Below are 26,131 nucleotides of genomic sequence, written 5' to 3' on the forward strand. Positions count from 1 at the left end.
AACTCCTTGAAACGGTTATCGCTCAATCCGTTGGGTTTGTCAAATATATAATCGCCTCTGATCGGCGATCCATGCTTGTCTTGCATGGGGTTGCGCCGGCAAGGCGCAGGTCCCATCGGGCGGGTGCGGACGGTTCCGCATCGGGATGGGGACGAAATGGTTTCTCGCGTGCGCACGGTCGCATTTCAGGGCATCGAGGCGGTGCCGGTGGATGTGCAGGTGATGGTCGCGCCCGGCAAGGTCGGCATCTCCATCGTCGGCCTGCCGGACAAGGCGGTGGCCGAGAGCCGCGAGCGGGTGCAGGCCGCGCTGCATGCCTCCGGCCTGTCGATGCCGGCCAGGAAGGTGACCGTCAATCTCGCCCCGGCGGACCTGCCGAAGGAAGGCAGCCATTACGATCTGCCCATCGCGCTCGGCCTGATGGCGGCGCTCGGCGCCATACCGGGCGATGCGCTGGCCGGCTATGTCGTGCTCGGCGAACTGTCGCTCGACGGCACCATCGCGGCTGTGGCCGGCGCGCTGCCGGCGGCCATCGGCGCCAATGCCGAGGGCAAGGGCCTGATCTGCCCGCACGCCTGTGGCCCGGAGGCGGCGTGGGCGGGTAGCGACATCGATATCCTGGCGCCGCGCAGCCTGATTGCCATGGCCAACCATTTTCGCGGCTCGCAGGTGCTGTCGCGGCCGGTGGCGGGGGTGCGCGCCGCGCCCGGCGACCTGCCGGACCTCGCCGACATCAAGGGACAGGAAAGCGCCCGCCGTGCGCTGGAAGTGGCCGCGGCGGGCGGCCACAACATGCTCACATTGTGAACAAAAGACCCGCCGGGTAAAGTTGCCATTGCTGTTGGTTTAGCGGCCTACTCGATCTAGTCCAAAACCCGCGTCTCTTGGATGGCGGAGACGAGCGCGCCTATGTCTGACGGGTCTGGCAATCTGTGGATCATCTTGTGGCAGTTTGAGCACAAGACCGCGAAGTCGGTCGCAACGTCATAGGTCACCGTCGTACCCTGGTTCAACGAAGCTATTGGGGTGAGGTGGTGGGCTTCAATGAAGCCGGCGCCAATCGTGCCGTAGTGCCGCTGGAAGTCGAAGCCGCAAGCCTGACACACCGTCCCGTGAAATGCCTTAGCCAGTTTGGATGCCTTTGGGTTCCGCTCTATCCGGCGGTGCATTCGGTAGCGCCTCTCTTCGTCGACCGTAGCCCCTTGCTCAGGCTGGTCGTTATTCGTCAACCCAAAGTCGAGACCGCCTCGAAAGATCAGCGCGCGGTAGCAGTCAATCATCGTTGCCAGGTCGAAGGCTAGACGACCTTCGTCGGGCAATTGGTTGACGTTGTAGCTGAGCCCCAAAGCGTGGCCAGCCGCGTAGTCACCTGCCAGCGTCTGACCTTTGCCGAGGTTGATGTTCAACTCTGGTAGTTGCGACAAGTAGTCAGACGTTCGCTTACGCATAAGTGCCGCACGATCTAACAAGACCTGTTGGGTAAGTCGCCCGAACTCCTGTCGTACCGTGGTCGTTCCTTGGTTTAGGCTGAGGTGGACCTGCTCCCCCGCAATGTCGAACAAATACACGGGATAGAAGCCGCGTGTGGCGCTCGTCGTGATGCTCGGTTCAAAGATGGCGACCCAAGGAACCCTTGCCCAATTCCCTTGCCCAGGGCTGCCCTCAACCAACAAGCCGGTGCGGCGGGCGCCCAGCGTGGTTTCTATAGCAACCGCCAAATCTACTCGAATTGCGGCCGCTACGGGGTGGTTTGTCAGTGCCTCTCGTGAGGCGGCTGAGTAAGACGCTGCTATGAATTGAAGTGTGTCGCGGAATGCCATGAAGTACCCCTCCCTTGGGGATTTGTACGTCTGAGCATGGGTGCGAAGTCAAGCGTCGGCAGATCAGCCTATCCAAATTGGACACCGTAAGGAGTATTCAGGGGCAGCCCAGGACTGTCCTTGCCGTCCTGCTCGGGAAGCCGCCGCAGCTTCCGCGGCGACGGCCTTATACATGGGAGCGTGAATAGCCGCCCTATCTCAACGCCCTCAAACCCCTGCATTTCCGGGCTTATTCACCATTCACCAACTAGAGTTGATTGAATTGTGAATGAATGGATGGCCAGCGAAGAAGGCAGAGCCTCCTTCTGAGCGCCACGCGCCCTAGAACTCCTCATTGATGCCCGGCAAAACTTCTTCGGCTGGTTCCGCTGTGTCGGCGAACGGGTCCTTCTCCGCCCGCCGCATTTCACGTGCTTTGATGAACAGGCGTTCCACCTCATCCTTTCGCGGCGCACCAAGAGCCGCCGCTCGGGTAAGGGCACGTGACACCGTGGGTTGGGACATTCCCAGCGCCTTGGCGAGTTCCGCTTGATTGACGTATCGCAGCGTTTCCAGTGCTGCGACGACACGCCCGTTCACGCTGTCGGCATCCTCCTCGACCGACCATCCGGCTTCACTCAGCGACCACGTTCGCGGGCTGAGACTGTCGTCCCCGCGCCCTCGGAACTTGCCGAACGTCGTGACGAAGGCCGCGCTGCCGGGCTTGGAAACGGCGGGCCGCTGCAATCCCAGCTTGACCTCGAACGTCGCTTCAAGGGCCGTTGACCCCCGGGCATCCGTCCCGGTCTTGTTGGCATAGTGGACAACGATTGCCGTCTTGTCGGCCTGCTTCATCTTCATCAGGAACGACATAATGGATCGAAAGGCCGTCGCCGCGTTCTCGTCGTCGAGCCCATCGGCGCATGTCGTCAGATTGTCGATGATGATGGCCTCTGCTTCCTGCTCTTCCATCAAAGCCAAGATACGGTGCTGGTCGTCCGTATTCGTGATGTCGAAGAAAGTTGACCGTGGGTCCTGATACTGGCGCGGCATGAACAGGATGTTGCGATCCAGTTCACGGCGATCCACGCCGTCCACTCCACGGGTGTCAAGAAGGAACCGGACGCGCTCTTGAAGGTCCTGAACGTTCATTTCTCCATCGATGATCAGGACCTTGCGGGGCTTGCTGGCTTTCCATTCCCAGACACGCCCGCCGCCCGCTATTGCCATCGCAAGGGACAGCGTGAGCCACGTCTTACCGACACCGGTCGCGGCCCAGATCAAGGCGCTCTCCCCGGTCCGCAGCCACGGGTCTATGACGAACTCGCGCGGCGGGAATTGGCGGGCCAGCAGTTGCGCCGCCGTCAGTCCCTTCAGCGCCGGTTCTGTGTGGCGCGCCGTCATGCTGCGCCCTCGGCATTCTGATCGTCCCCGAAGAAAGCCGCGCGTTCGCGCTTAACCTCCCGCTGCCGGGCTTCCCTTGCCGCCGCCTCGCGCACGGCTATCTCCCCGCCGTAGCCGACGAAGCCAGTGCCGTGAACGATGGCCCAAAGTGCCCTGATGGTGCCCGGACGGACATCACGGTAGACGCTACGCTCCATTTTGCCATCATGCCATTTGTAGGCGGCCTCTCTCGGATTGAGGCGCAACAACATGCGCACGGTCTGGAAACGAAATCCGTCGTCGTGTCGCCAGAAACGCGGCTGATCCTGGTACCAGTAGCCCATAGCGATAAGCAGGACCCCGATGGTATCGGCGTCTTGCTCCTCGGCAAGGGACAAGACCGCTTGGTAGGCTTCCCGGTCGTAGACCGACTGCGCACGGCCCTGATAGGCTTGGTCCATGAACCGTCGCGCCTCCCGCACGGTGCGGTCCCATGCCCCTTGGATAACGGTTTGAGCTTTGCCAGGATGATTGCGCTCGAGGAACGCGCGAACTGCTTTGATGTAGGGTTTGAGATCGGCCTTGGTCACGCCGGTCTGGTGAGGATGCCCGTGACGGGCCATAGTGCGTTTATGTCGCTCGCAATAGGAGCTGTAGCCCTTGGTCTGCGCATGGCAGCCATCGGCCTTGCAGGTTCTCATGTGTGAGTTCGTTCTCGTCGATTTGGGAAAGGTCTATCGCGGACGCTTGGGCGCGCCCGTTCATGCGCTATACGCATGGCCGCATCCGTACCTAGACCCACAGGCACGGGGGCGAAGACTTATTTGAGCAGTTCGGTGATCTAAGCTGTCGTGGTGTTGAAGGTAACGCCGATGTCGCTGGTTCTCCGCCATGCACCGTCCAGTCGCCGCGTCAGCAACCAGCATCGGTTTCAATGCAGATGGAACACTACGAGAGCAAGGGTTGCCTCTCGATCTTCCAGTGTTCGCTGCACAGTTCAGCTTCCCGGTTAACCGACCGGGCTGCCTTGCCACCGCTGACGGCTCTCCGAGCCGCCCCTGCTTCGCGTCCTGCTATTCCCCTTCTGGCGGGGCAGGCTTTGGTTCCGCTCTACAGGAACGGCCAGCACCGTCCCCTGCGCCAGGGTGTTGTCCCCGGTCCCATCCGACTGGGCGTCGTTTGGTGGGACAGATATGAGCTATCCGGGCGGCCCCCGCAAGCCATGGAAGGCGAAGAATAATTCCGACAAGATGGGGAACTAGATCATAGTTCCAGTGCAGAGGGATTATACATCCCTTGGGAAGATAATCGGCTCAAAGGCTTGCGATCCCGTTGTGGGAATTTGTGGCAGAGCTTGTGACAATTCCGGTGACAAACTAAGTTCAAAACATGCCAATTTGTCGCACCCTTGGCGCCCTTTGCGGAGGCGGCGCTACATACCCCATGATGCCAACGCCTTCTCAGCACCGGCCCGCTCTTCCCTGATCCTGAGAACGGTCTGCCTGGTCAACCCCGTCTCCTTGGCGATGGCCGATGCCCCGGCATCCATGTCCAGCATGGCGGTTACCTTCTCGAAGACCTCACGGTCATAGCTAGGTTTCCTGCCCCGGTACGCTGGCGCGCCCTTCTTCGGATGCACCTTGGCCAATTCAATCCCAGCCTTCTGAGCTTCCTTGGTGGCAACCGCCTGTGCCTCTGCCGTCGCCGCCATGAAGGCTATCAAAGCGTCCCGCACGGCCTGTTGTATCGGGTCCGTGGTCGCGCCATCGAACACCATGCCGTTGATGACAGTCTTGATCACCACGCCGTCGCGCATGAAATGGCGGATACTGTCCGATACATCCCGGTAGTCGCGGCCCAGCCGGTCGACCCAGCGCACCACCAGAGTGTCGCCGGGGCGGAGGATGTCGAATAGGCGCTTTCCTTCCGACCGTTCTGCCAGCTTGGTCGAGACGCCCGACACGCCATGGTCAGCCACCACCTGATCAATCTTGAAGCCAGCGGCCTCGGCCTGCTTCCTCTGGTGTTCAAGTGTCTGATCGGCAGTCGAGACGCGGGCGTAAAGGACAGTCTTGGACATGGGGTCTCCGATGTACGAAAGGGTTGTGTCCATTGTCTATCCTGTCCGTTGACCATCGTCAACCCTAACGGACATCCTCTCGGCCACCTTTCGGAATGACCGCTAGGCTATACCCTTGCGGACGTGCCTCGCCTCCCATCCATTACTAAGCGAACTCGTAACCCCGATCCTCCACTTATCCCTGCGTGACCCCGAGGGTCGCCGGAGAGGGTGGCGCCTCATAGGGGGGCTGGGGCGAATTAAGGAGAACACGGCGGGGGTGCGGGGGAGGTATAGCGCGTTCTATAATCAGATGGGGCGCTCAGAAATTATTGCTCAAAATTTCGGCCCTGGTTGCCCTGACAGACGCAACCGTTATCTCCCGCCAACGCGGGGAGTGACAAAGGATGGTTGCTCGTAGCTGCGCAAACGATGGAAATTACTGCGCCGAGTACGCGCCCGGCATAACAAGCAGCAAACATGCATCGAGGAAACCGGTCGTGTGCTGATTGTTGTGGGAAACGCTAAGAATAAGTATTTCCTCTATTGAAACGCGGACTTCTGCGCGCCATTTTGTAGTGACGCTACTTTACGTGGTGGCGCTATCCGATCACGAAAGGCTTGTTTGCTTGGGGGGACCGGAGAGATAGTTGAAACTGTCAAGCCCGAAGTGAGCCAGCAGTATCAGAGTGACGAGGTCCATTATGATCTCCATGAGATACCGGCAGCGACGGACTGCACACGAGCTTCGTGCCGTGCCGATAGTATACAACGTTATGTCGTTATTTAGTGCCGAAAGAGCTTATGGCTCGTTTTTAACGGTGTGGGGCAGGAGACTATGGTCAAGGCACTTGGCTATCCTGCCCCCTCTCGACATCCATCCCCCTCTTCACATCTAGAATGACGATTGAGTGGAAACCCGCGCTTAAGGGCTATTGTCACTTTGATGGGCATATGTCCGTTAAAGATGCCGTACTTCTAGCCACTGATCCTGTGCGGGTTGCCCGACATCCGTTCTATCCTTTCATCAGATACCATCAGCGCTGGACAAAATACGCGGAGAAAGGGCAGTCCGGTAAAGAAAAAATCCGTCCTATTCGATATGCTGCGCGCGCGGACGCATATATCTTTAGCTACTATCGATATTTATTATCTAGGGATTACGAGGCGAGATTGCAAAATGAGAACCTTACTGAAAATGTACTCGCGTATAGACGCATATTAGACAGTTCAGGTAGCGGTAAATGTAATATCCATTTCGCGATGGATGGTATTAAAAAGATAAGAAACTTAGGAAGATGCTGCGCAATTGCTATGGACATTAGTAATTTCTTTGAGAGTATCGATCACGGAGTACTCAAAGAGGCTTGGAAAGATGTTATTGGTGGATCGCGCCTGCCGCCTGACCATTATGCTGTATACAAAGCAATAACTGCCTATTCTGTTGTTGATAAAGAGAAACTTTACGAGCGCCTAGGATACTACGGCGTCAAAGGCCACAACAAAACCGGAGACCCTATAAAGGGGTATTTGAAACCTCCAAGAGATATCCCGACGAAATTGACGACTGGCGCCGAGTTTCGCCGCGCTGTCGCTGGCGGAAATGGCTATCGCTCACTTATAGATCAAAATCGAAAGCCTTTTGGCGTGCCCCAAGGGGCTCCGATCTCGGACCTTCTAGCTAATCTGTACTTGCTCAAGTTCGACATGGAAGTTCGTGATCGCGTGGCAGCGTTGGGGGGTGCTTATTACCGCTACTCTGATGATATTCTTATTGTTACTCCTCAGGAGCCAAATGAGGCATCTGATTTAGAGGCCTGGGTTCGGAATACTATCAGGAAATATGGCGACAAGATAAAAATAAAACCGGAAAAATCAGCGCTATTCCATTTTCAACCCAGTGGAGATAACCAACTCTGGACCAGAGTTAGCGGAGATCAGGGAAAAAATGGTTTAGAATACTTGGGGTTTCGATACGATGGTCGATATATGTACCTCAGGGACAGCACTATCAGCAACTTTCTTCGCAAAGTGACTAGAGGTGCCAAGCGCGCCGCCCATTTCGCTGCGAGGCGATATCCGAATAAATCAGCGGTCCAGATATTTGACCTCTTCGATGTTGATGGTTTCATACAGAGATACGGGCGAGTAGAGGACTTTGAGAGCAAAGCTGGCGATGTCCACAACTGGACATTTTGGACTTATGTCACACATGCGGCAGATGTGTGCGGACCATTGGGACGGCCAATATTCAAGCAACTAAGGCACCAGCGCGGCGCGATCTCGGGCCGAATAATGGGTGCAATCGTGAATGCGGTGAAGTGGAGAGATCGGGCTTAAAATACCGATCGGGCAGTCACAGCCACTCATGGCTCACCTCGGCAGGCCATCGGCTGAGGATAGCTTGGCGTGAGACCCAGGGTGATCCGCAGCACCTTCCTCATCGTCCGTGCCACTGTGATCTTGTTGCCGTCACTCGGCTGTATCTTCCGCCGGCCAAGCAAACATAACCTCTATCGTCTCATCTGGGACATGCCGCCAGTGGAACGTTAGGTTCCCGCTTCGCCAGTCCACAACCGTCGTGTTGAATAGGCTCCGAAGCTGCACGTTTGCCGTCCCCACGTCATCCGCTTCAAGGGCCTCGACAAGCCGCCCCACGGTGTTTTGAGTACGGTGGGTCAGGGCGGCGGCTATTTCCCTCTCGACTTGGTCAAGTTGGTCATTGTGATTGTCCTTGTCGGCTTCCAGCAGGGCGAGCCGGTCAAGCAACGCCTGGCTATGGCCTGCCCGCCCCACGGCCTCTACGATTTTGTCAATCGCGTCCTCTATGCCGCCGATCGCTGCTTGCAGTCGGGACCGTTCGACCTCCAACTCTGCATCGGCTGACGGTAACTCCACGTCGAACCTGTACGCATTCCCCTGTATGGCGTCCTGCACGTCTTCAACCGGCACGGATTTGTAGGGCCTGCACAGCCCGCCTTTTGCCCTGACACAAACGAACGATGGCCTTGACCTCTTCCCCTTGTTCATCCGCGTCATGGTCGCCCCGCACAGCGGGCAGCTGGCGAGGCCGGCAAGAATGTTCTGTAGCGCGTCCGCTGTCGAGGATGAGCGCCCGGAACCAAGGGCTTGCACCCGTTCCCACACAGCCATGTCGACCACGGCGGGGAAATAGCCTTCAACCGGCGTCTCGGGTATGCGCCTGCCGTTGACCTTTCGGTGCGGTGTATACCTCCCCACGGTCGAGGGGTCTGCCAGCATCTTCTTGATGTACGAACGGTGCCACATTACTCCTCGCCCAAAGACCGGAACTCCTTCCCTGTTCAGGGTGTCAGCAATCCAGTGCTGCCCTTTACCCTCCAAGGTCCAGGCGAACACCTGACGCACTATAGCCTCGCGCTCGCCTATCGGGTCGTATCCGCTCTTATCTTCCCGGAGCCGTAACCAGCCGGGACATAGGCGCGTCATAGGGCGTCCTTCCGACATGGCCTTGGTGCGCTTGGCCGCCCATGCTTCTTTGAGACGTCGTGCCTTAGTTTCACTTTCTTCGTTCGCGCGCATGAACATCATGACGGCGACCATTAGGTCTATCGGGTTCCTACGAAGGCTTTCGTGGGTGTATTCCCTGCCGTCGTTCAGCGTGACGACTGTAATGCCCGCCTTAGCGATGTCTTTGAGCGTGTCGAGAGCGTCTAGCGCGTTCTCGCGGGAAACACGGTCTAGGTTCTCAACTAGAAGGTATGATCCCTTGGCAATGTCGCCGGATCGAACAAAAGACAGAAATTCCCCGAGCATCCCCTCGGCTTTGTTTCGACCTTGAAACGCAGACATACCCAGATCGTGGAATGAGAACTTGTCATCCAACATCAGACCATGCGTAGCCGCGTATCTGGCGGCGGCCTCAGTCTGTCGCCGGAAGCTGTCCCCCTTTGCCTGCTCGGGGGTCGAGAAACGCACGTAAGAGTAGGCTCGTGGCCGGTCTGTGTTGTGTGTGTCGGTCATTGAGGAGCTCTATCAGGGTTAAGGTCTTCCGTCCATACCATGCTGATGGTCGGCCCGCCCGGCTCCGGCAAGTCGATGCTGGCGCAACGCCTGCCATCGATCCTGCCGCCGCTGACGCCGAAGGAACTGCTGGAAGTCTCGATGATCGCCTCCGTCGCCGGCGAGCTGGCGGAAGGCCGGCTGACCGACCGGCGGCCGTTCCGCGCGCCGCACCACTCGGCCTCGATGGCGGCACTTGTCGGCGGCGGCCTGCGCGCCCGGCCCGGCGAGGTTTCGCTCGCCCATCATGGTGTGCTGTTCCTCGACGAACTGCCGGAGTTTTCGCCGCAGACGCTGGATGCGCTGCGCCAGCCGCTGGAAACCGGCGAATGCATGATCGCGCGAGCCAACCACCGCATCACCTATCCGGCCCGCATCCAGTTGGTGGCGGCGATGAATCCGTGCCGCTGCGGCATGGCCGGCGAGCCGGGCTACCGCTGTGCGCGCGGCGAACGGTGCCGCAGCGATTATCAGGCGCGCATTTCCGGTCCGCTGCTCGACCGCATCGACCTCAGGGTCGAGGTGCCGGCGGTCTCGGCCGGCGACCTGATCCGCTCCGAGCGCGCGGAAGAAAGTGCGGCTGTGGCCGCCAGGGTGGCGCGGGCGCGCGCCGTCCAGCGCGAGCGCTTCGAGCAGAACGGCGCCGGCGCGGTGGCCTGCAACGCGCAATGTCCGGCCGGCCTGATCGAGACGCTCGCCGCACCCGATGCGGCGGGCGTGGCCCTGTTGCGCGACGCCAGCGAGAAGCTCGGCTTCTCGGCGCGCGCCTATCACCGCGTGCTGAAGGTGGCGCGCACGCTGGCTGACCTCGACGGCAGCGACACCGTCGGCCGCATCCATCTGGCCGAAGCGATCTCCTACCGCATGGCGTCCGAAAGGCTGGCGCAGGCGGCGTAGGGTGCACTGTCTCTGCGGCACGGATGGTCCGGCCTCGGCAAGACCGTTGGGACGAGGCGGCAAGAGAGCGTCCCTGCTTGAGCCTGTTCCCTGTCTAGCTGCATTCGTGCGACGCCGGACATTCCGTCTGGCTGCAAAATGCCCTGCCTTTTTGGTTTGGGCGCATTTCGGGGCGCGAAGCCGTTTCACGCTTTCGCTGGAAATGCTCTCCGCGACCGGTCCATAGTCGGCCATGTCCGGCGATCCGCATGAAGCAGTCGAATATCGTGAAGCCGTCGAGAAGGACTTCGACGGTATCGCGCATGTCTGGCGCGAAGGTGCCCGTTCCGCGCTGGGGCCGGCCATGGAGCCTCCCTCCGTCGATGAGCTGCGATCCCGGATCGACGGGGAACTGGCCTCGGGATGGGTGCTGACGGTGGCTGTCCGCAGTGGCGGCGTCGTCGGATTCCTCGCGCTGAAACCGAGGCTTGGCATTCTGGATCAGCTGTTCGTCCTGCCGTCCGCGCAGGGACAGGGAATAGGCACGGCGCTTCTGGATCGGGCGAAACGTGAGATGCCGGGCGGCTTCCGGCTCCGAACGGCTGCCGCCAACGAGAAGGCACGCCGATTCTACCTTCGCTCAGGGCTTTCCTTCATCGGGGAGGGAATCCATCCGAAAAACGGCACCGCCGTCTGCCACTACGGATGGCAGGACAATCGGATATGGCGCGGTACCCCCACCCCTGTCCCCTCCCCGCAAGGGGGAGGGTGACGCCGACACCCTGTTTCATTCGGACTCGGCAAGGTCGGCGGTCTGTAGTCGCGCCGCAAAGTCCCCCTCCCCCTTGCGGGGAGGGGTTAGGGGTGGGGGTAAACGCTGGCCGGAATCGAAAATACTCCATATGCGATTGCCCTGCATGGATGGAGCGTCGCCAAGGATTGAGCGGGACCTGTGCTGTGCCGTGCTTCGGCGCGCGGCTACTGCACCGAGCCGACCAGTACCTGCTGGCCGTCGCGGATGGAAACCCAGCGGCCGGTGTTGTTGATCGCCTGCCGCTTGAGGTAGCGGTAGCCGGTCTGGTCCCACGCCCGCACCTTGTCCGTCAGGTTGTCGAGGATGTAGTCGCCCTTGTCGGTGCGCACCGTCAGCACCGCATGGCCTTCGCCGTCCGGCTTGCGCACCACGGTGATCAGAAGATCGGCCAGCGACATGCCGAGCCGGTTCAGCCGCCGGCGCTTTTCCAGCACATAGTCCTCGCAGTCGCCGACACCCTTGTCGGGATAGGCCCAGACCTCGTCCTTGCCGTAGATCTCGAGATCGCTCATCGGCTTGACGGCGGCGTTGACGGCGGCGTTGACGCTGCCGAGCTGGCGCCACAGCGCGGTCGTCATCCTGGCCGGGCCGAGATCGCTGGGCCGGATCGAGCACTCGCCGGGATTGGCCTTGCAGAACTCATAGTGGCCGATCGGCTGCGAGGTCAGCCCGCCGGTCGCCATGCCGCCCGCTGCCGAAGCCACGCCACCGGCCCATCCGGCTGTCGCCAGTGCCGCCGCAGCCGTCGCAAGAAGGCGCAGACCCAGCGCCACCGGTGAGGAATGCATGATCCCCGTTCACCCCTGTTGTTAACGAAACGTTAAGGGGAGTTTACACTTCGTGTCAATTAACGCCTTCGGCCGATTGGCGGCATGGTTACTCACATCGCCGTGAGAGCGGCACTTGTGCAACAGTGCCCTGAGCGCCCCGTCTCTATGTGCGAGGGGTTTGCCGCCATGGCCCGGCGAGCGGCCCTGTTTCAGGCTCCGTTCGAGCGGACCAGCCGCGGCTTGGCCCTGGCGCGCTCGCCGCGACCATGGCTTGCCATGAAGGAAACGATGCGCGGCACGATCTGGGCGCGGAAGCGCGAGCCGTTGAAGACGCCGTAGTGGCCGACGTCGGGCTGCATGTAATGCGCCTTCATGGCGTCGGGGATGTTGGCGCACAGCGCGTGCGCCGCCCGCGTCTGGCCGATGCCGGAAATGTCGTCGTTCTCGCCTTCGACGGTCAGCAGCGCCGTGTTGCGGATCGCCGCCGGCTCCACCGGCACGCCGCGATGCGTCAGCTCGCCCTTCGGCAGGGCGTGGCGCACGAAGACGGTGTCCACCGTCTGCAGGTAGAATTCGGCGGTCAGGTCCATCACCGCCAGATATTCGTCGTAGAACTCGCGGTGCTTGTCGGCGCCGTCGCCGTCGTTCTTCACCAGGTGAACGAAGAAGTCCTTGTGCGCGATGATGTGTCGGTCGAGGTTCATGCTCATGAAGCCGGACAGTTGCAGGAAGCCCGGATAGACCATGCGCCCGCAGCCCGGCACCGGCCAGGGCGCCGGCATGATGACGTTGTCGCGGAACCATTCCGTGCCCTTTTCCTTGGCCAGCACGTTCACCGCCGTCGGGTGGCTGCGGGTGTCGATCGGCCCGCCCATAAGGGTCATGGTGGCCGGCGCGAAGCGGTCGCCCCTGGCCTCCATCAGCGCCACCGCCGCCAGCACCGGCACGGACGGCTGGCACACGGCCATGACGTGGATGTCGGGGCCGAGCTTGTGCAGCATGGCGATGACGTAGTCGATATAGTCGTCGAGGTCGAAGCGGCCCTCCGTCATCGGCACCATGCGGGCGTCGACCCAGTCGGTGATGTAGACGTCGGCATGCGGCAGCATGGCCTCCACCGTGCCGCGCAGGAGGGTGGCGTAGTGGCCCGACATCGGCGCCACGATCAGCAGCCTGGGATCGGACTGGCGGCCGGCGGGCAGGGCGCGTTCGAAATGCAGGAGGTTGCAGAACGGCCGCGACCAGACGGTCTTCTGGGCCACCGGCACGGTCTTGCCGTCGACGGTCGTGGCGTCGAGGCCGAAGGCCGGCTTGCCATAGCGGCGGGTGGTGCGCTCGAACAGTTCCGCCATGGCGGCGACGGAACGCCCCCAGGTGGTGTGGGCGACGGGGTTAAGCGGATTGGAATAGAAGATGCGCGTCGCATCGGCCAGCGCGCGTGCCGGCTGCAGCGCGGCATGGTTCATTTCATAAAGCTGATAGAACATCGAGACCTCTGCTGTCCGCCACGACCAAAAGGTCGACGCGCGGCGCCGAGCCCTCATTACGCTACAGGAAAGTTAACGCGAAATTGCTGCGGCGCAATACGTTACGGTGCGTAAGTGGGTCGATACTTTGGTCCAACGGCCGGATTTCTCTGCGATTTGGCCGCAGCCGGCTAGGAATTCGTGGCGCGCGGATGCGGCAGCGCAAAACGAAGACGCCGCCCGATGGCCGCGTCTTCGTTGATTCGGCCCGCCGAAGCGTCAGATACGGGCGGAGCAGACGGGCGCGTGGCCGGAGCCGATCATGCCGATCTGCCTGGCGGCGGCGCGCGAGAGGTCGAGCACGCGGCCCTTGATGAACGGTCCGCGATCGTTGATGCGCACCACCACGCTCTTGCCGTTGCGCTGGTTGGTCACCTTCAGGCGGGTGCCGAAGGGCAGGGTGCGATGGGCGGCCGTCAGCGCGGCGGGATTCATGCGCTCGCCCGAGGCCGTGCGCGAATGCAGTGCGTACCAGGAGGCGCGGCCGCATTGGGCGGCGGCGGGGCTGACGGAGGCGCCGAGCGTCAGGCCGGCGGCGACGGTCGCCACGGCGAGCGCGGCTGGTGTGCAGATCTTCATTCCTTGGGAGGGCTCCGTTGACAATTACGGAGGCGCGTAGGGTCAAATGAGGCGGCAAATGGGGCGAGTTTCTGTCGGTTCCGTGGCAGAGGCACACGTTTGGAGTCGCCGCGAAACAGTATGTCAGGAGTCCAGGTGTCCTAGACTGGCCGGATTTATCAAATTGTTAACGCTTCATCCAACGCCAGGACAGCGGCGTTGCTGTTCAATTCGCGGTCTCGATTGTCCGAAACTCCCCTTTTGCTTCCAACGCGGAAGCGGGAGGCCGGCACATCCGAAAGCGGCATATCCATTGCTCTTTCGGACGAATGTCCGGCTCGCTTGGGCCTCTATACTGTAGCGCTGCCACCGTATGCGGGGACAGATGCCGAGAACGCCGCTGCCGCCCGTGCCGTGTCTCAAACCGGACACTGTCGGCCTCGGGACGAGGTAGTCATGAAGCCGCGCGTTTTGTTCCTGTCGCTGCTCAACAATGTCGGGCTGGGCCGTATCATTTGCGCCATGGCGTCCAGCGGATGCGAATGCGGCATCCTCAGCCCGCCCGGCTTCTACTATGCCCAGACCCGTTTTGCCGAACGCAGGTTCCAACTGCCGCGCCATCTCGGTGTGTGGCGGGGGCTGCTGGCGGTCCAGTACGCGCTGGAGACCCTCCTTTGGCAATGGCCTCCGGACGTCGTCTTCCCGTTGGACGATGTCGCGTCGTGGCTGCTGAGGGGCATGGTGCTCGGCGGCCTCACATCGATCAGGCTGACGCAAGTGATCGAACGATCGCTGGGACCCTCGAAAGGCTATTCAGCCTGCCTCAGCCGCTTCGAACTGATGTCGTTGGCTTCCGGACTAGGGGTAAGAACGCCGCACACGGTACAGGCGCGCACACGCGCTGCGTTCTTCGACGCCGTCGAATCCTGGGGATATCCGGTCGTGGTGAAGTCGGAATTCACCTGCGGCGGCGCCGGCGTGACCGTGGCCGCGGATCGTGGTGAACTGGAAAATTGCGCGGCGAGGTATTTTCCCGCATCGCCGGCCCGGCTGCGTTCCCTGAGGAGCGGGGTCAGGAAAATGATATGGCGCCGCGCCGGCATTCCGCAACCGCGCGGCAATGCGCCGGTGTTGCAGAGCCATATAGCGGGCGGGCCGGCCATGACGATGGTCGCCGCGCGGGAGGGCCATGTCCTGGAAAGTGTCAGCTTCGTCGCCGAGCGCGTCAATCCGGCGGTCACCGGTGTCAGCACCGTCGTCCGCCACATCGAGCACGAGGAGATGAGGCAGACGGCCCGGCGGATCGTCGCCGCCCTTGGCTGCTCCGGCTTCATCAGCTTCGATTTCATGCTGAGCCCGGGAGCCCGGGAGGCCTTCCTGATCGAGATGAACGCCCGCGCCATCGGCACGGGCCATCTCGGGGCCATGTTCGGTCACGACGTCTGCGGAGCCTTGGCCGCCGACCTTGGCGGGTGGCCTCGGCCGATGCCGCGTCCGCTCTGGGATAAGGAAAAATCGATCGCCCTGTTCCCCAGGGACCTCGAGCGCGAGCCGGAAAACCTTGCGCGGTACAAGGCGGGAGACATCCATCTCGACCTGCCAACCGACGATCCGGCCCTTGTCGAGGCCTATCTCGGCTACCTGGCCAAACAGGTGCCCGGCGGCGTCGACGGGATCCGGACGGCGCTGGCCCTGCCGCCCGGCCAGCCGAAATGGAGAAGCACCGTTGCGGCCGGGCTGAAGCGGCTCGCGGGTCCTGGCCCGTTGGCCGGCGAATCCCCCGATGTCGCGCTCGGAGCCTCGCGGCCCAAGAAAGCCGAAGACCGGGGATGACCCGCTCAGCCTCGGCTTTCCGTCCATCACGGTGAACCGGCCGTCTCTGCCCGCATGACCGTCGAAAACCATCGCGTCCGGCGGCGTTGCCATCCGGATTCGGCTGCTCGAACAAAACGGTGGAAAGCGGAAAAAACCGTCACCCCTGAAAAGGGATGGTGCCCAGAAGAGGACTCGAACCTCCACTCCTTGCGGAACACGGACCTGAACCGTGCGCGTCTACCAATTCCGCCATCTGGGCTGGTGGGCGCTCATGTAAGCGGGCAGGCGATGCCTGTCAACGCGCTTTTTTCGGGCAACGCGCGGCCCGCTCGCGGCGGCACCGAATATTAGCCTTTGCGCGCTAGCCTGGCTGCAACAGACAAGGACAGGCGATGGCGACGGAACCGGCCGGCCCGCTGCGGGCATGGAGACGCTGGCGGCTGCCGGGGCGCGGCGGCGACGGCGCCGATTCCGAGCGCGGCATTCGCCGCGCCGCCGGCTCGGCATTCCTCATCCGCATCGCCAATGCCGGGCTCGCCTATGTGTCGCAGATCCTCATGGCGCGCTGGATGGGCACCTTCGAATATGGCGTCTACGTCTATGTCTGGACCTGGGTGCTCCTGGTCGGCACCGTGGCCGACCTCGGCTTCGCGGTCACCGCGCAGCGCTTCATTCCGCGCTACACGCAGGAAGGCGATCTCGACCGTGTGCGCGGCTTCATCCTCGCCAGCCGCTGGGTGCCGGGCTTCTTCGTCACGCTTCTGGCCGTCGTCGCGGCAGTGTCGATCTGGCTGCTCGACGGCAGGATCGACGCCTATCTGGTCTTCCCGCTCTATCTCGCCTGCCTTGCACTGCCGCCCTACGGCCTGACCGGCGCTCAGGACGGCGTGGCGCGCGCCTTCGGCTGGATCAACCTGGCGCTGGTGCCGCCATTCATCCTGAGGCCGCTGCTGCTGCTCGCCATCATGCTCGGCCTGTTCGCCGCCGGCCTGCCGCTCGACGCGACGGCCGCCATGTGGGCGGCGGTGGCGGCCACATGGCTGACCTCCATCGGCCAGATCGCGATCCTGGACCGGCGTGTCGGCGCACGGCTGGAAAGCGGGCCGCGACGTTATGCGCACCGGCTGTGGGTGGTCTCGGCGTTGCCGATCCTGTTCGCCAACATCTTCCAGTTCATGCTGAGCTATGTCGGCGTGATCCTGTTGCAGGCCTATCGCTCGCCCACCGACGTCGCCATCTTCTATGCCGCCACCAAGGTCACGGCGATCGTCTCGATGGTCTATTTCGCCGTCTCGGCCTCGGCCACGCACCGCTTCGCCGCGTTCGAGGCGGCGGGCGACCGGCCGGGCCTCGCCGCCTTCTATGCCGGGTCGATCCGCTGGATGTTCTGGCCGACGGTTCTCGTCGGCACCGTCATCCTTGCGTTCGGCAAGCCGCTTCTGTGGCTGTTCGGCGCCGAGTTCATGGCCGGCTACTGGCTGATGTGGGTGCTGGTCGCCGGGCTCGCGCTCCGCGCGGCGATAGGGCCGGGCGAGCAGTTCCTCAACATGATGGGCCGGCAACGGCTCTGCGCGGCCATTTATGCCGCCGCCTTCGCCTTCAACCTGGCGCTCTGTCTGGCGCTGGTTCCCGGCTGGGGCGCCATGGGTGCGGCGGTCGCCGCCACCGCATCCATCGCGCTGGAATCGCTGCTGATCTTCCTCGCCATCCGGCAAAACTTCGCCATCCGGGCCTTCATCGGCCTTGCCGGAGCAACGCGAGGCTGACGCGTGTGCGGCCGGTCAGGCCAGCACTTCCTTCGAGGCGACCGTGGAATCGGCGTTGAGCCGGTAGACGATCGGCACGCCGGTTCCGAGTTCCATGCCGACGACCTCTTCGCCGGAGAGCCCGTCGAGCGCCATGATGAGGGCGCGCAGCGAGTTGCCGTGCGCGGCCACCAGAACCGTGCCGCCGGCAAGCACATGCGGCTGCAGGTCGTGCAGGTAGTAGGGCCAGACGCGCGCGCCGGTATCCTTCAGGCTTTCGCCGCCGGGCGGCTGCACGTCGTAGGAGCGGCGCCAGATGTGCACCTGTTCCTCGCCCCACTTCTTGCGCGCGTCGTCCTTGTTGAGGCCGGAAAGGTCGCCGTAGTCGCGTTCGTTGAGCGCCTGGTCGCGCACCGTCTTCAAATCGCCCTGGCCGACGCCGTCGAGGATGAGCTGGCAGGTCCTCTGCGCCCGCTTCAGCGCCGAGGTGAAGGCGATGTCGAATTTCAGGCCGCGCGCCTTCAGCTTTTCGCCGGCGGCCTTGGCTTCCGCCACGCCCTGTTCGGTCAGGTCGACGTCACGCCAGCCGGTGAACAGGTTCTTCAGGTTCCATTCGCTCTGGCCGTGGCGCACGAGCACGAGGGTTCGCGACATTTTTTCTCCCTTCACGATTGCGCGGGGCGTCAGCTCAGGCCGAGCACGTCCCGCATCGAATACAATCCCGGCTTGCGGCTGCGCGCCCACAGCGCCGCCTTGACGGCGCCGCGCGCGAAGATGGCGCGGTCCTCTGCCTGGTGCGTCAGCGCGATGCGCTCGCCCTGTCCCGACAGAAAGACCGTGTGCTCGCCGACCACGGAACCGCCGCGCAGCGAGGCGAAGCCGATGGCGCCGGTGCGGCGCGCGCCGGTGAGGCCGTCGCGTCCGCGCTCGCTGTTCTCGGCAAGGGCGATGGCGCGGCCTTCCGCCGCCGCCTCGCCGAGCAGAAGTGCCGTGCCCGACGGCGCATCGACCTTGTGGCGGTGATGCATCTCCAGCACCTCGATGTCGAAATCCTCCGGAGCGAGCGCGCGTGCGGCCTGTTCCACCAGCACCGCAAGCAGGTTGACGCCGAGGCTCATATTACCGGACTTGACGATGGTGGCGTGGCGCGCGGCGGCGGCGATCGCCGCGTCGTCCTGCGGCGTGCAACCGGTGGTGCCGACGACATGGACGATGCGCGCCTGCGCCGCGTAGCCGGCGAATTCGACCGACGCCGCGGGCTGGGTGAAGTCGAGTACGCCGTCGGCTTTCGCGAAGGCGGGCAGCGGATCGTCGCCGATGACGATGCCGTTGGCGCCGATGCCGGCGAGTTCGCCGGCATCCCGGCCGAGCGCCGGCGAGCCTGTCCTCTCGATGGCGGCGGCGAGGCGCGCGCCGGGAATGGCGGCGATGGTGCGGATCAGCGTCTGTCCCATGCGTCCGCCGGCGCCGACGACGACGAGGCCCATATCTGTGGCTTGCGGCGTGGCTTCCTGGGCACTCATGCCTTGCTCCTCGCGGTCTTGCGGCCGCGTCCCTGTTCGGGGGCCTGCGGCGCCGGTTCTTCGACTTCCGCGCGATCGTCGACGAGGCCGAGCCCGTGGCCGCCTTGCAGGCGGTGGAAGCGGGCGTAGACGCCGTCGGCGTCCGCCAGCAGCTGCGCGTGGGTGCCCTGTTCGGCCAGCCGCCCTTCCTCCAGCACGACGATATGGTCGGCGTTGACCACGGTCGACAGGCGGTGCGCAATGACGATGGTGGTGCGCCCCTGCATGATTTCGCCGAGCGCCTGCTGCACGCGCGCTTCCGATTCGTTGTCGAGCGCCGACGTCGCTTCGTCGAGCAGCAGGATCGGCGCGTCGCGCACGATGGCGCGCGCGATCGACAGGCGCTGGCGCTGGCCGCCCGAAAGCGTGACGCCGTTCTCGCCGACCTCGGTGTCGTATCCCTGCGGCTGCTGGCGGATGAACTCGTCCGCCGCCGCCAGCCCGGCCGCCTGTTCGATTTCGCCGTCGGTGGCGTCGAGGCGACCGTAGCGGATGTTGTCGCGGATGGTGCCTTCGAACAGGTAGGGCTGCTGCGAGACATAGGCGATGGCGCCGCGCAGCGACTTCTTCGTCACCTTCGAGATGTCCTGCCCGTCGACGGAGATGGTGCCGGCGTCGACATCGTAGAAGCGCTGCAGCAGCGCCACCAGCGTCGACTTGCCGGCGCCCGAGGCGCCGACGATGGCCGTCGTCTTGCCGGCGGCGGCGACAAAACTCAGGTCGCGCAGCACCGGCGCGTCCTCGGCATAGCCGAAGCGGATGGCGTCGAAGCGCACCTCGCCGTTCTTGACGTGCAGGGCGGTAGCGCCCGCCGAATCACCCTGTTGCGGCTCGAGGTCGAGGATCTCGTAGATCATGCGGGCGTTGACCAGCGCGCGCTCCATGCCGACCTGCACGCGCGCCAGCCGCCTGGCCGGGTCGTAGGCGAGCAGCAGCGCGGTGATGAAGGCGAAGATCGTTCCGGGCGGCTCGCCGGCGACTGTGGCGCGGTAGCCGGCATAGGCGATGACGCCGGAAACGGCGAAGCCGGCGAGGATCTCGGCGATCGGGTTCAGCCGCTCGGAGACGCGGGCGATGCGGTTGGCGCGCTGCTCGGCGGCGCTCACCAGCTCGCTGATGCGCCGCGACAGCACGTCCTCCATGGTGAAGGCCTTGACGATGGCGATGCCCTGCGTCGCCTCCTGCATGGCGCCGATCAGCCGCGAATTGATCTGCACGGCCTCGCGCGTCGCCCGCCTCAGTCGCTTCATCAGGTAGACCACGGCATAGATCAGCGGCGGGCCGATGAGCAGCGACATCAGCGACAGGAACGGATCCTGCACCACCATCACCGCGATCAGGCCGACCAGCGAGACGGCGTCGCGGGCGACGGAGGTGAGAGTCATGGAGAGCAGATCGCGCACGCCGTTGACGTTCTCGTTGATCTGGGCGGCGAGGCGGCCGGAGCGCGTGTCGTTGTAGAAGCCCATGCCGAGGCGCATGAGATGGTCGAACAGGCGCCGCTGGTAGCGGGCGACGAGATTGTTGCCGATCTTGGCCAGCGTCACCGCCTGGCCGTAGGTCGCCAGCCCCCGGATGACGAAGGCGGCGAAGAGCGACAGGCAGATGAGGGCGACGAGGTCGCCGCGCTGGCGATAGAAGATCTCGTTGATGACGTCGCGCATGATCCATGCGGTGAAGGCCGTCGTGGCGGCCACCGCGACCAGGCAGACGATGGCGAAGACGTAGTGCCAGACATAGTCGCGGCCGTTCTCGGCGAGGATGCGGCGGATGACCGTCGCGATCTCGCGGGATTTCGTCTGCGGTGCCTTATCTGCGTTCAAGGAGCCGTTCCGTGTCTTGGGCCGGGCGCCCCTCATAACGCCCCGAAAGCGGATTGCCTATGCCCCGAAGCCGAAAAGCTCAGCCCCGCCAGCGGCGGCCGTCGGTCTGGACGCCGAACAGCGACGGCGCGCGCGCATAGGCGGCGAGACCCAGCAGGGCGGCGAGCGGATGGGTGATGACGTAGACCGGCATGTCGCGCATCAGCGCGCTGTGCGGCGCCTTGTCCTCGAAGGCGGCGCGGAAGTTGCCGGCCTTCAGCGCCGGCACGATCTTCTGCGCGATGCCGCCGGTGAGGAAGACGCCGCCGCGGCTCATGAACACCAGCGCGAGATCGCCGGCGGTGCGGCCGAGGCAGGTGACGAACAGCGAAAGCGCTTCCTCGGCCACCGCGTCGGTGCCGGCGAGAGCCGCCGCCGTCACCTCCGACGGCTTGGTGAAGGGCGCGGCCTTGCCGTCCGCCGCGGCCACCGCGCGATAGACGTTGACGAGCCCGCGTCCGCACAGGATCTGCTCGCCCGAGATGCGCCCCTCGATCGTCTCGATATGCGGAAACACTTCGAAGTCGCGCGGCGTGCGCGGGCCGATGTCCATGTGGCCGCCCTCGCCGGGCACCGGAATCCAATGGTCTAACGCATGAATGAGGCCGGCGACGCCGAGGCCGGTGCCCGGTCCCAGCACGACCCGGCCGGCATTGGGCTCGGGCGTGCCGCCGCCGATCTTTTCCATATGCTCTTCGCCGAGCGCCACCACGGCCAGCGCCTGCGCCTCGAAATCGTTGAGCACGACGATGTCGGCGAGGCCGAGATTGGCGATCATCTCCTTCGGCCGCACCACCCATGGGCAGTTGGTCAGTTCGATCTCGTCGCCGTCGACGGGGCCGGCGACGGCCAGCACGGCGGATTTCGGCTGGACCGAAGAGCGGTCGAGCACGGCGGCCTGGATGGCGGCGTCGATGGTGGGAAAGTCCGCCGTCTGCACGATCCGCGGCTCGCCGGCCTCGGAATTGGCGTCGAGCACGACGGAAAACCGCGCATTGGTGCCGCCGATGTCGCCGATCAGGATCGGAAACCGCAGGCCCGTTCCGTCCTCGCTCGCGCCCTGCATCCTGTCCCGCTCCATGGTTCGCTTTCGCGTCGCTATAGCCAAACCATGGCCGCTGCGGAAGACGCCTCGCTCACGGACCCGGCCGCGGACGCGGCACCGGCACGCCGATCTGCGGCGTTTCGGCGAAGGCGCTGAAAGCCGGCAGGCCGGTCGTGCCGGCCAGGACGGGAGCGGGCGGCGAAGCCGGCTCCGGCACGACGGCTTCCGGCGCCGGAGCGGTCGCCACCGCGACCGGGGCGCGGCCACCTTTGAACAGGGCCGCCTCGAAGGAAGGCGGGCTCGGCTGGGTCAGCACCGCCTGGCACTGCTTCGGCAGCGCCGCCATCGTCATGATGTCGCGCGCCTTCGGCGCGTCGGGGTTCTTCGCCGGCCGCCATGGTTCCTCGGTGAACCACCACGCAAGCTCCTTGCCGCAGCCGTCGCCCCTGCCGGTATCGTGCTGCGGCTTGCAGTTCGGTGAGCCCGGCTGGCAGCCGATGCGGACGTGGAAATGCTCGTCATGGCCCCAGAACGGCCTGATCTTGTTCAGCCAGCTGCGGTCGCCGCTGACCGTATCGCACAGCTTCTTCTTGATGCCGGGATGCACGAAGATGCGCTCCACCTCCGGATAGCTGGCGGCGCGCTTCAGCAGGCGGGCGCGCGACTCGGTCCAGCGGCGGTCGTCGACGACAAGCGATTTCGGCTTCAGCATGGAGACGGCGCCGATCTTCTCGCGCCCGCTCATCGAATAGGGCTGGTCCGGCATCGGGCTGAACCAGATATCGGCATCCAGCCCGAGCTGGTGCGAGGCGTGGCCGGTGCGCATCGGGCCGCCGCGCGGCTGCGAGATGTCGCCGACCAGAAGGCCGCGCCAGCCGTCCTGCACCGCATCGCGCGACAGCTTTTCCAAAAGCGCGATCATCGCCGGATGGCCCCAGTTGCGGTTGCGCGAAGGGCGCATGACCTGCCAGGTCGGCCCGTCCAGCGGCAGGCCGACGCCGCCGGCGAAGCAGCCCTTGGAATAGAAACCGTAGGATTGCGGGGCCACCGCCGAGGGCAGCGCCTCCGCGCCGAACAGGTTCTTCGCCAGTTCGGCAGCACCAGCCGTGTCCGCGCCGGACAACAGGCCGGTCAGCGCCACCGTCATTGCCAGCAGGACCGACCGGGGCGCGGAGAGCCATTTCGACTGTGTCATGCGATTTCCCCTGCCTGCCCGTCCGCCGCAAGTCGCCGCCGAAGCGGCCGGTTCGCGAATCATAGCACGGCCTGCCCTGTCGGGGCGATCACGACCGTTTCATCGCGCTGCGCGCCGCCCCGTCCGCCCAGTCGCCCGCCGCCCATAGGGCATCGAAGGCGACGCGGTAGTCTGGGAAGCGGAAGGCGTAGCCCGTCTTCCTGATCGCGGCGTTGGAGACGCGCTTGTTCTCGCCGTAGAAAGACCGCGCCATGGGCGAAAGTTGGGCGGTTTCGAAGGGAATTTCCGGCGGCGGCTCCACGCCCATCAGTAAGGCCGCATAGGCGACGACCTCCTGCGGCGGCGACGGCAGGTCGTCGGTGACGTTGAAGACGCCGCCAAGGTTTCGCTCGGCCAGGTGCCGCAGCGCGCCTGCGATATCGTCGCGGTGGATGCGGTTGAACACCTGGTCCGGCTTGACCAGCCGCTTGGCGGTGCCGTCGCGCAGGTTGACGAAGGCATTGCGGCCCGGCCCGTAAATGCCGGAGAGCCGCAAGACCGCGACCGGCAGGCCGGCGCGCGGCCCAAGCTCCAGCCACTGCCGCTCGGCCTCCAGCCGGCGGCGCGAGCGCTGCGACACCGGCCGGCATTCGCTGGTCTCGTCCACCCAGCCGCCGCCATGGTCGCCATAGACGCCGACGGTGGAGAGATAGCCGATCCATTGCAGCGCTGGCAGGCCGGCGGCGAGCCCGGCCGCGACGACATCGAGCGCCGGGTCGCCGGCCTCGTCCGGCGCGATCGAGACGACGACGTGGGTGGCCTGCCGGAGTGCCGCGAGCAGTTCAGGCGTCGAGGCGCCCTCGAACGGCAGCGGCGTGATGCCGGCATCGCGAAGTGTGGCGAATTTTTCCGGTGAGCGCGTCGTGCCGACGATGGTGGTGCCCGCAGGCAGCGCGCGGGCGAAAGCCTGGCCCGAATAGCCGGCGCCGAAGATGAGAACGGTTTTCATGGTCATTTGTACTTGGCGCGCTGCCCCTCACCCTTACCCTCTCCCCGTGAACGGGGAGAGGGGGACGCCGGCGTCGCAGCTTCTCCCCTCTCCCCGTTGTTCACGGGGGGAGGATGCCGGCAGGCAGGTGAGGGGCGGCGCGGAGCTACCATCGATTCACTGCCATCCATTCTTGCCTGACGTCCTCATCTTCCTCGTTCTCGACCCGCCCGGCGCAGCTCAAAAATGCCTCCGGCGCCAGCCGCGACAGCGCCCATACGGCAGCGCCCCGCACCAGCGGCGAAGGATCGCCAAGCAGGCTGCGGACCTGTTCCGTCAGTGCGCCGTCGCCCGAATTTCCGGCGGCGATCAGCACGTTGCGGATAAAACGGTCGCGCCCGATGCGCTTGACCGGCGAGCCGGAAAACAGCGCCCGGAAAGCGGTGTCGTCCAGTTCGAGCAGGTCGATGAGCTTCGGCGCGCGCAGATCGTCGCGGGCGGCGAGCTTCGCCTCCGAAGCCGCCTGCGCGAACTTGTTCCATGGGCAGGCGGCGAGGCAGTCGTCGCAGCCATAGATGCGGTTGCCAATCGCCTCGCGGAATTCGGCCGGGATCGGTCCCTTGTTCTCGATGGTGAGGTAGGAGATGCAGCGGCGCGCGTCGAGCCGGTAGGGCGCCGGGAAGGCGTTCGTCGGGCAGGCGTCGAGGCAGGCGCGGCAGGAGCCGCAATGGTCGTCCTCGCGGCTGTCCGGCTCCAGCTCCGCCGTGGTGAAGATCGAGCCGAGGAACAGCCAGGAGCCGTGGGCGCGGCTGACGAGGTTGGTGTGCTTGCCCTGCCAGCCGAGCCCGGCGGCTTCCGCCAGCGGCTTTTCCATCACCGGCGCCGTATCGACGAACACCTTCACGTCGCCACCGGCACGCGCCACGATCTTGCCGGCGATTTCCTTCAGCCGCCCCTTCATCACGTCGTGGTAGTCGCGGTTCTGCGCGTAGACCGAGATGGCGGCGCGATCCGGCCGCGACAGGATCTCGCGCGGGTCGCTGTCGGGACCGTAGTTCATCGCCAGCACGATCACCGAGCGCACCTCGGGCCACAGCACCGAGGGGTCGGCGCGGCGCGCCAGCGTCTCCTCGATCCAGCCCATCGAGCCATGGAATCCGTCGGCGACGAAGCGCGCCAGCCGCGCCGGCGCCTGCGGGATGGCGTCCGGCCTTGTCACCGCGACGGCGGCGAAGCCGGCGGCTCGCGCCTCGCGCTCGATCAGCTCGCGCAGGCGTTTCGGATCAGAAATCGAGGTCCGCATAGTGCGACACCGGCGAAAGGCCGCGCACGCGGTCGGCCAGCAGCGGCCGGAACGACGGCCGCGACTTCAGCCGCGTATACCATTCGCGCGCGGCGACGTGCTCGCGCCAGTCGATCTCGCCCAGATAGTCGAGCACCGAAAGCGTGGCGGCGGCGGCGAGGTCGGCATAGGTGAGCCGCGATCCGGCCAGCCAGTGGCGGGTGCCGGCCAGCCAGTTGGTGTATTTCATGTGCTGGCGGATGTTGGCCCGCGCCGCGCGGATGGCGGTCGAATCGGGCGAGCCGCCGCCGGCCTCGGCCGGCATGTGCGGCTTCAGCGCGCGTTCGCGCACGAGGTGCCGCGTCACCTCGCTCTCGGCCTTGACGAGGTACCAGTCTGTCAGGCGGCGGATCTCGGCGCGCTCCATCGAGCCTTCCACGAACAGCCGCTTGTCGCGCTTCAAAACGCCGCGCGTCTCGTCGAGATATTCGGCGATGACGGAGGCGCCGACGATCGGCACGTCGCCCTCGGCCAGAAGCACCGGCAGGTTGCCGGCCGGGTTCAGCGACAGGAACTCCTTGCGCCGCATCCACGGCTTTTCCTCGATCAGCGCCAGTTCCTCGCCGTATTCGCCGAAGGCGAGGCGCACGAACCGGCAGGAGGCGAACAGTGGGTGATGAAAAAGCGTCAGCATGATACCGCGATTGACATGCGCTCTGGCGAATCGCCCGCCGCATCGCTAAAGCTTTGCCGCGACGGGTCGGGGCCGGCAAGGGTGCTGCGACCTATAGGGTGGTTCCCGCGCCGTGACAAGCAACGCCTTTTCGAACCC

20 protein-coding genes, 1 tRNA gene and 2 pseudogenes are annotated in these 26,131 nt (G+C 64.4%); 6 read left to right on the forward strand and 17 right to left on the reverse strand.

Annotated features, from left to right (window positions below; genetic code table 11):
* Positions 1 to 156 precede the first annotated feature (156 nt).
* Positions 157 to 798 (forward strand): annotated as a pseudogene (locus E6C48_RS04135) (magnesium chelatase domain-containing protein); the annotation flags it as partial.
* 65 nt (positions 799 to 863) lie between these two features.
* Here the strand turns inward: E6C48_RS04135 and E6C48_RS04140 are convergent.
* From E6C48_RS04140 to E6C48_RS04155, 4 genes are all read right to left on the reverse strand, one after another.
* Positions 864 to 1,820, reverse strand: a complete 957-nt coding sequence (locus E6C48_RS04140; RefSeq protein WP_136354332.1) for an MrcB family domain-containing protein — start codon at positions 1,818 to 1,820, stop codon at positions 864 to 866.
* A gap of 321 nt (positions 1,821 to 2,141) precedes the next feature.
* Positions 2,142 to 3,203, reverse strand: coding sequence for an AAA family ATPase (locus tag E6C48_RS04145; RefSeq protein WP_136354334.1), 1,062 nt, complete (start codon positions 3,201 to 3,203; stop codon positions 2,142 to 2,144).
* Positions 3,200 to 3,883, reverse strand: a complete 684-nt coding sequence (locus E6C48_RS04150; RefSeq protein ID WP_136354336.1) for a hypothetical protein — start codon at positions 3,881 to 3,883, stop codon at positions 3,200 to 3,202. The genes E6C48_RS04145 and E6C48_RS04150 overlap by 4 nt, the downstream gene beginning before the upstream one ends.
* A gap of 731 nt (positions 3,884 to 4,614) precedes the next feature.
* Complete coding sequence (locus E6C48_RS04155) at positions 4,615 to 5,295, reverse strand: recombinase family protein (RefSeq protein ID WP_407940944.1); 681 nt, start codon at positions 5,293 to 5,295, stop codon at positions 4,615 to 4,617.
* 900 nt (positions 5,296 to 6,195) lie between these two features.
* Between E6C48_RS04155 and E6C48_RS04160 the strand changes: the two genes are divergently transcribed.
* Positions 6,196 to 7,581 (forward strand): reverse transcriptase domain-containing protein, encoded by a 1,386-nt coding sequence (locus tag E6C48_RS04160; RefSeq protein WP_168734446.1) that lies wholly within the window; start codon positions 6,196 to 6,198, stop codon positions 7,579 to 7,581.
* A gap of 132 nt (positions 7,582 to 7,713) precedes the next feature.
* Here E6C48_RS04160 and E6C48_RS04165 read toward each other — a convergent pair whose 3' ends face one another.
* Positions 7,714 to 9,243 carry a recombinase family protein gene (locus E6C48_RS04165; RefSeq protein WP_136354343.1) on the reverse strand — a complete coding sequence of 510 codons (1,530 nt, stop codon included), beginning with the start codon at positions 9,241 to 9,243 and terminating at the stop codon, positions 7,714 to 7,716.
* A 33-nt stretch (positions 9,244 to 9,276) separates the two neighbouring features.
* Between E6C48_RS04165 and E6C48_RS04170 the strand changes: the two are divergent.
* Positions 9,277 to 10,179, forward strand: a pseudogene (locus tag E6C48_RS04170) (YifB family Mg chelatase-like AAA ATPase); the annotation flags it as partial.
* 232 nt (positions 10,180 to 10,411) lie between these two features.
* A complete protein-coding gene (locus E6C48_RS04175) occupies positions 10,412 to 10,930 on the forward strand; it encodes a GNAT family N-acetyltransferase (RefSeq protein WP_206086434.1) in 519 nt (172 codons plus the stop codon).
* Positions 10,931 to 11,136: 206 nt separating this feature from the next.
* On the opposite strand, the gene E6C48_RS04180 is transcribed toward E6C48_RS04175, so the two are convergent.
* The 3 genes from E6C48_RS04180 to E6C48_RS04190 all read right to left on the reverse strand — a co-directional run bounded on the left by E6C48_RS04180 (position 11,137) and on the right by E6C48_RS04190 (position 13,847).
* The gene (locus tag E6C48_RS04180; protein ID WP_136354347.1) at positions 11,137 to 11,760 is read right to left on the reverse strand and encodes a transglutaminase-like cysteine peptidase; all 624 of its coding nucleotides are present in this window, start codon (positions 11,758 to 11,760) and stop codon (positions 11,137 to 11,139) included.
* 191 nt (positions 11,761 to 11,951) lie between these two features.
* On the reverse strand, positions 11,952 to 13,229 hold the full coding sequence (locus E6C48_RS04185) for a polyhydroxyalkanoate depolymerase (protein ID WP_136354349.1): 1,278 nt from the start codon (positions 13,227 to 13,229) through the stop codon (positions 11,952 to 11,954).
* Between the two features lie 258 nt (positions 13,230 to 13,487).
* The gene (locus E6C48_RS04190; protein ID WP_136354352.1) at positions 13,488 to 13,847 is read right to left on the reverse strand and encodes a septal ring lytic transglycosylase RlpA family protein; all 360 of its coding nucleotides are present in this window, start codon (positions 13,845 to 13,847) and stop codon (positions 13,488 to 13,490) included.
* Between the two features lie 435 nt (positions 13,848 to 14,282).
* Between E6C48_RS04190 and E6C48_RS04195 the strand changes: the two genes are divergently transcribed.
* On the forward strand, positions 14,283 to 15,659 hold the full coding sequence (locus E6C48_RS04195; protein ID WP_136354354.1) for an ATP-binding protein: 1,377 nt from the start codon (positions 14,283 to 14,285) through the stop codon (positions 15,657 to 15,659).
* Between the two features lie 156 nt (positions 15,660 to 15,815).
* Here E6C48_RS04195 and E6C48_RS04200 read toward each other — a convergent pair.
* Positions 15,816 to 15,900: transfer RNA gene (locus tag E6C48_RS04200), tRNA-Leu, on the reverse strand.
* A 133-nt stretch (positions 15,901 to 16,033) separates the two neighbouring features.
* Between E6C48_RS04200 and E6C48_RS04205 the strand changes: the two genes are divergently transcribed.
* Positions 16,034 to 17,407: a lipopolysaccharide biosynthesis protein gene (locus tag E6C48_RS04205; protein ID WP_136354356.1), complete on the forward strand. Its 1,374-nt coding sequence runs from the start codon at positions 16,034 to 16,036 to the stop codon at positions 17,405 to 17,407.
* A 15-nt stretch (positions 17,408 to 17,422) separates the two neighbouring features.
* Here the strand turns inward: E6C48_RS04205 and E6C48_RS04210 are convergent, their stop codons facing one another.
* The 8 genes from E6C48_RS04210 to E6C48_RS04245 form a co-directional block, all read right to left on the reverse strand.
* The gene (locus E6C48_RS04210) at positions 17,423 to 18,040 is read right to left on the reverse strand and encodes a 2,3-bisphosphoglycerate-dependent phosphoglycerate mutase (RefSeq protein WP_136354358.1); all 618 of its coding nucleotides are present in this window, start codon (positions 18,038 to 18,040) and stop codon (positions 17,423 to 17,425) included.
* Positions 18,041 to 18,069: 29 nt separating this feature from the next.
* A complete protein-coding gene (gene dapB / locus E6C48_RS04215) occupies positions 18,070 to 18,909 on the reverse strand; it encodes a 4-hydroxy-tetrahydrodipicolinate reductase (RefSeq protein ID WP_136354360.1) in 840 nt (279 codons plus the stop codon).
* Positions 18,906 to 20,807 (reverse strand): ABC transporter ATP-binding protein, encoded by a 1,902-nt coding sequence (locus tag E6C48_RS04220; protein WP_136354362.1) that lies wholly within the window; start codon positions 20,805 to 20,807, stop codon positions 18,906 to 18,908. Before E6C48_RS04220 ends, dapB begins: the two co-directional genes overlap by 4 nt.
* Positions 20,808 to 20,850: 43 nt before the next feature.
* Complete coding sequence (locus E6C48_RS04225; RefSeq protein WP_136354364.1) at positions 20,851 to 21,876, reverse strand: glucokinase; 1,026 nt, start codon at positions 21,874 to 21,876, stop codon at positions 20,851 to 20,853.
* A gap of 70 nt (positions 21,877 to 21,946) precedes the next feature.
* On the reverse strand, positions 21,947 to 23,113 hold the full coding sequence (gene mepA, locus E6C48_RS04230; RefSeq protein WP_407940945.1) for a penicillin-insensitive murein endopeptidase: 1,167 nt from the start codon (positions 23,111 to 23,113) through the stop codon (positions 21,947 to 21,949).
* Between the two features lie 25 nt (positions 23,114 to 23,138).
* The gene (locus E6C48_RS04235; protein ID WP_136354368.1) at positions 23,139 to 24,044 is read right to left on the reverse strand and encodes an SDR family oxidoreductase; all 906 of its coding nucleotides are present in this window, start codon (positions 24,042 to 24,044) and stop codon (positions 23,139 to 23,141) included.
* Between the two features lie 139 nt (positions 24,045 to 24,183).
* On the reverse strand, positions 24,184 to 25,320 hold the full coding sequence (gene queG / locus E6C48_RS04240; protein ID WP_136354371.1) for a tRNA epoxyqueuosine(34) reductase QueG: 1,137 nt from the start codon (positions 25,318 to 25,320) through the stop codon (positions 24,184 to 24,186).
* Complete coding sequence (locus tag E6C48_RS04245; protein ID WP_136354374.1) at positions 25,301 to 25,993, reverse strand: glutathione S-transferase family protein; 693 nt, start codon at positions 25,991 to 25,993, stop codon at positions 25,301 to 25,303. The genes queG and E6C48_RS04245 overlap by 20 nt, the downstream gene beginning before the upstream one ends.
* Positions 25,994 to 26,131 lie beyond the last annotated feature (138 nt).

The organism is Ollibium composti (genome assembly GCF_004801285.1).
GTDB classification, from domain to species: domain Bacteria; phylum Pseudomonadota; class Alphaproteobacteria; order Rhizobiales; family Rhizobiaceae; genus Mesorhizobium; species Mesorhizobium composti.

Bases quoted from the DNA above. Each gene is read 5' to 3' on its own strand.
- E6C48_RS04140 (WP_136354332.1), bottom strand. From the start codon at position 1,820: ATGGCATTCCGCGACACACTTCAATTCATAGCAGCGTCTTACTCAGCC.
- E6C48_RS04145 (WP_136354334.1), bottom strand. From the start codon at position 3,203: ATGACGGCGCGCCACACAGAACCGGCGCTGAAGGGACTGACGGCGGCG.
- E6C48_RS04150 (WP_136354336.1), bottom strand. From the start codon at position 3,883: ATGAGAACCTGCAAGGCCGATGGCTGCCATGCGCAGACCAAGGGCTAC.
- E6C48_RS04155 (WP_407940944.1), bottom strand. From the start codon at position 5,295: ATGGACACAACCCTTTCGTACATCGGAGACCCCATGTCCAAGACTGTC.
- E6C48_RS04160 (WP_168734446.1), top strand. From the start codon at position 6,196: ATGTCCGTTAAAGATGCCGTACTTCTAGCCACTGATCCTGTGCGGGTT.
- E6C48_RS04165 (WP_136354343.1), bottom strand. From the start codon at position 9,243: ATGACCGACACACACAACACAGACCGGCCACGAGCCTACTCTTACGTG.
- E6C48_RS04175 (WP_206086434.1), top strand. From the start codon at position 10,412: ATGTCCGGCGATCCGCATGAAGCAGTCGAATATCGTGAAGCCGTCGAG.
- E6C48_RS04180 (WP_136354347.1), bottom strand. From the start codon at position 11,760: ATGCATTCCTCACCGGTGGCGCTGGGTCTGCGCCTTCTTGCGACGGCT.
- E6C48_RS04185 (WP_136354349.1), bottom strand. From the start codon at position 13,229: ATGTTCTATCAGCTTTATGAAATGAACCATGCCGCGCTGCAGCCGGCA.
- E6C48_RS04190 (WP_136354352.1), bottom strand. From the start codon at position 13,847: ATGAAGATCTGCACACCAGCCGCGCTCGCCGTGGCGACCGTCGCCGCC.
- E6C48_RS04195 (WP_136354354.1), top strand. From the start codon at position 14,283: ATGAAGCCGCGCGTTTTGTTCCTGTCGCTGCTCAACAATGTCGGGCTG.
- E6C48_RS04205 (WP_136354356.1), top strand. From the start codon at position 16,034: ATGGCGACGGAACCGGCCGGCCCGCTGCGGGCATGGAGACGCTGGCGG.
- E6C48_RS04210 (WP_136354358.1), bottom strand. From the start codon at position 18,040: ATGTCGCGAACCCTCGTGCTCGTGCGCCACGGCCAGAGCGAATGGAAC.
- dapB (WP_136354360.1), bottom strand. From the start codon at position 18,909: ATGAGTGCCCAGGAAGCCACGCCGCAAGCCACAGATATGGGCCTCGTC.
- E6C48_RS04220 (WP_136354362.1), bottom strand. From the start codon at position 20,807: ATGAGGGGCGCCCGGCCCAAGACACGGAACGGCTCCTTGAACGCAGAT.
- E6C48_RS04225 (WP_136354364.1), bottom strand. From the start codon at position 21,876: ATGCAGGGCGCGAGCGAGGACGGAACGGGCCTGCGGTTTCCGATCCTG.
- mepA (WP_407940945.1), bottom strand. From the start codon at position 23,113: ATGATTCGCGAACCGGCCGCTTCGGCGGCGACTTGCGGCGGACGGGCA.
- E6C48_RS04235 (WP_136354368.1), bottom strand. From the start codon at position 24,044: ATGACCATGAAAACCGTTCTCATCTTCGGCGCCGGCTATTCGGGCCAG.
- queG (WP_136354371.1), bottom strand. From the start codon at position 25,320: ATGCGGACCTCGATTTCTGATCCGAAACGCCTGCGCGAGCTGATCGAG.
- E6C48_RS04245 (WP_136354374.1), bottom strand. From the start codon at position 25,993: ATGCTGACGCTTTTTCATCACCCACTGTTCGCCTCCTGCCGGTTCGTG.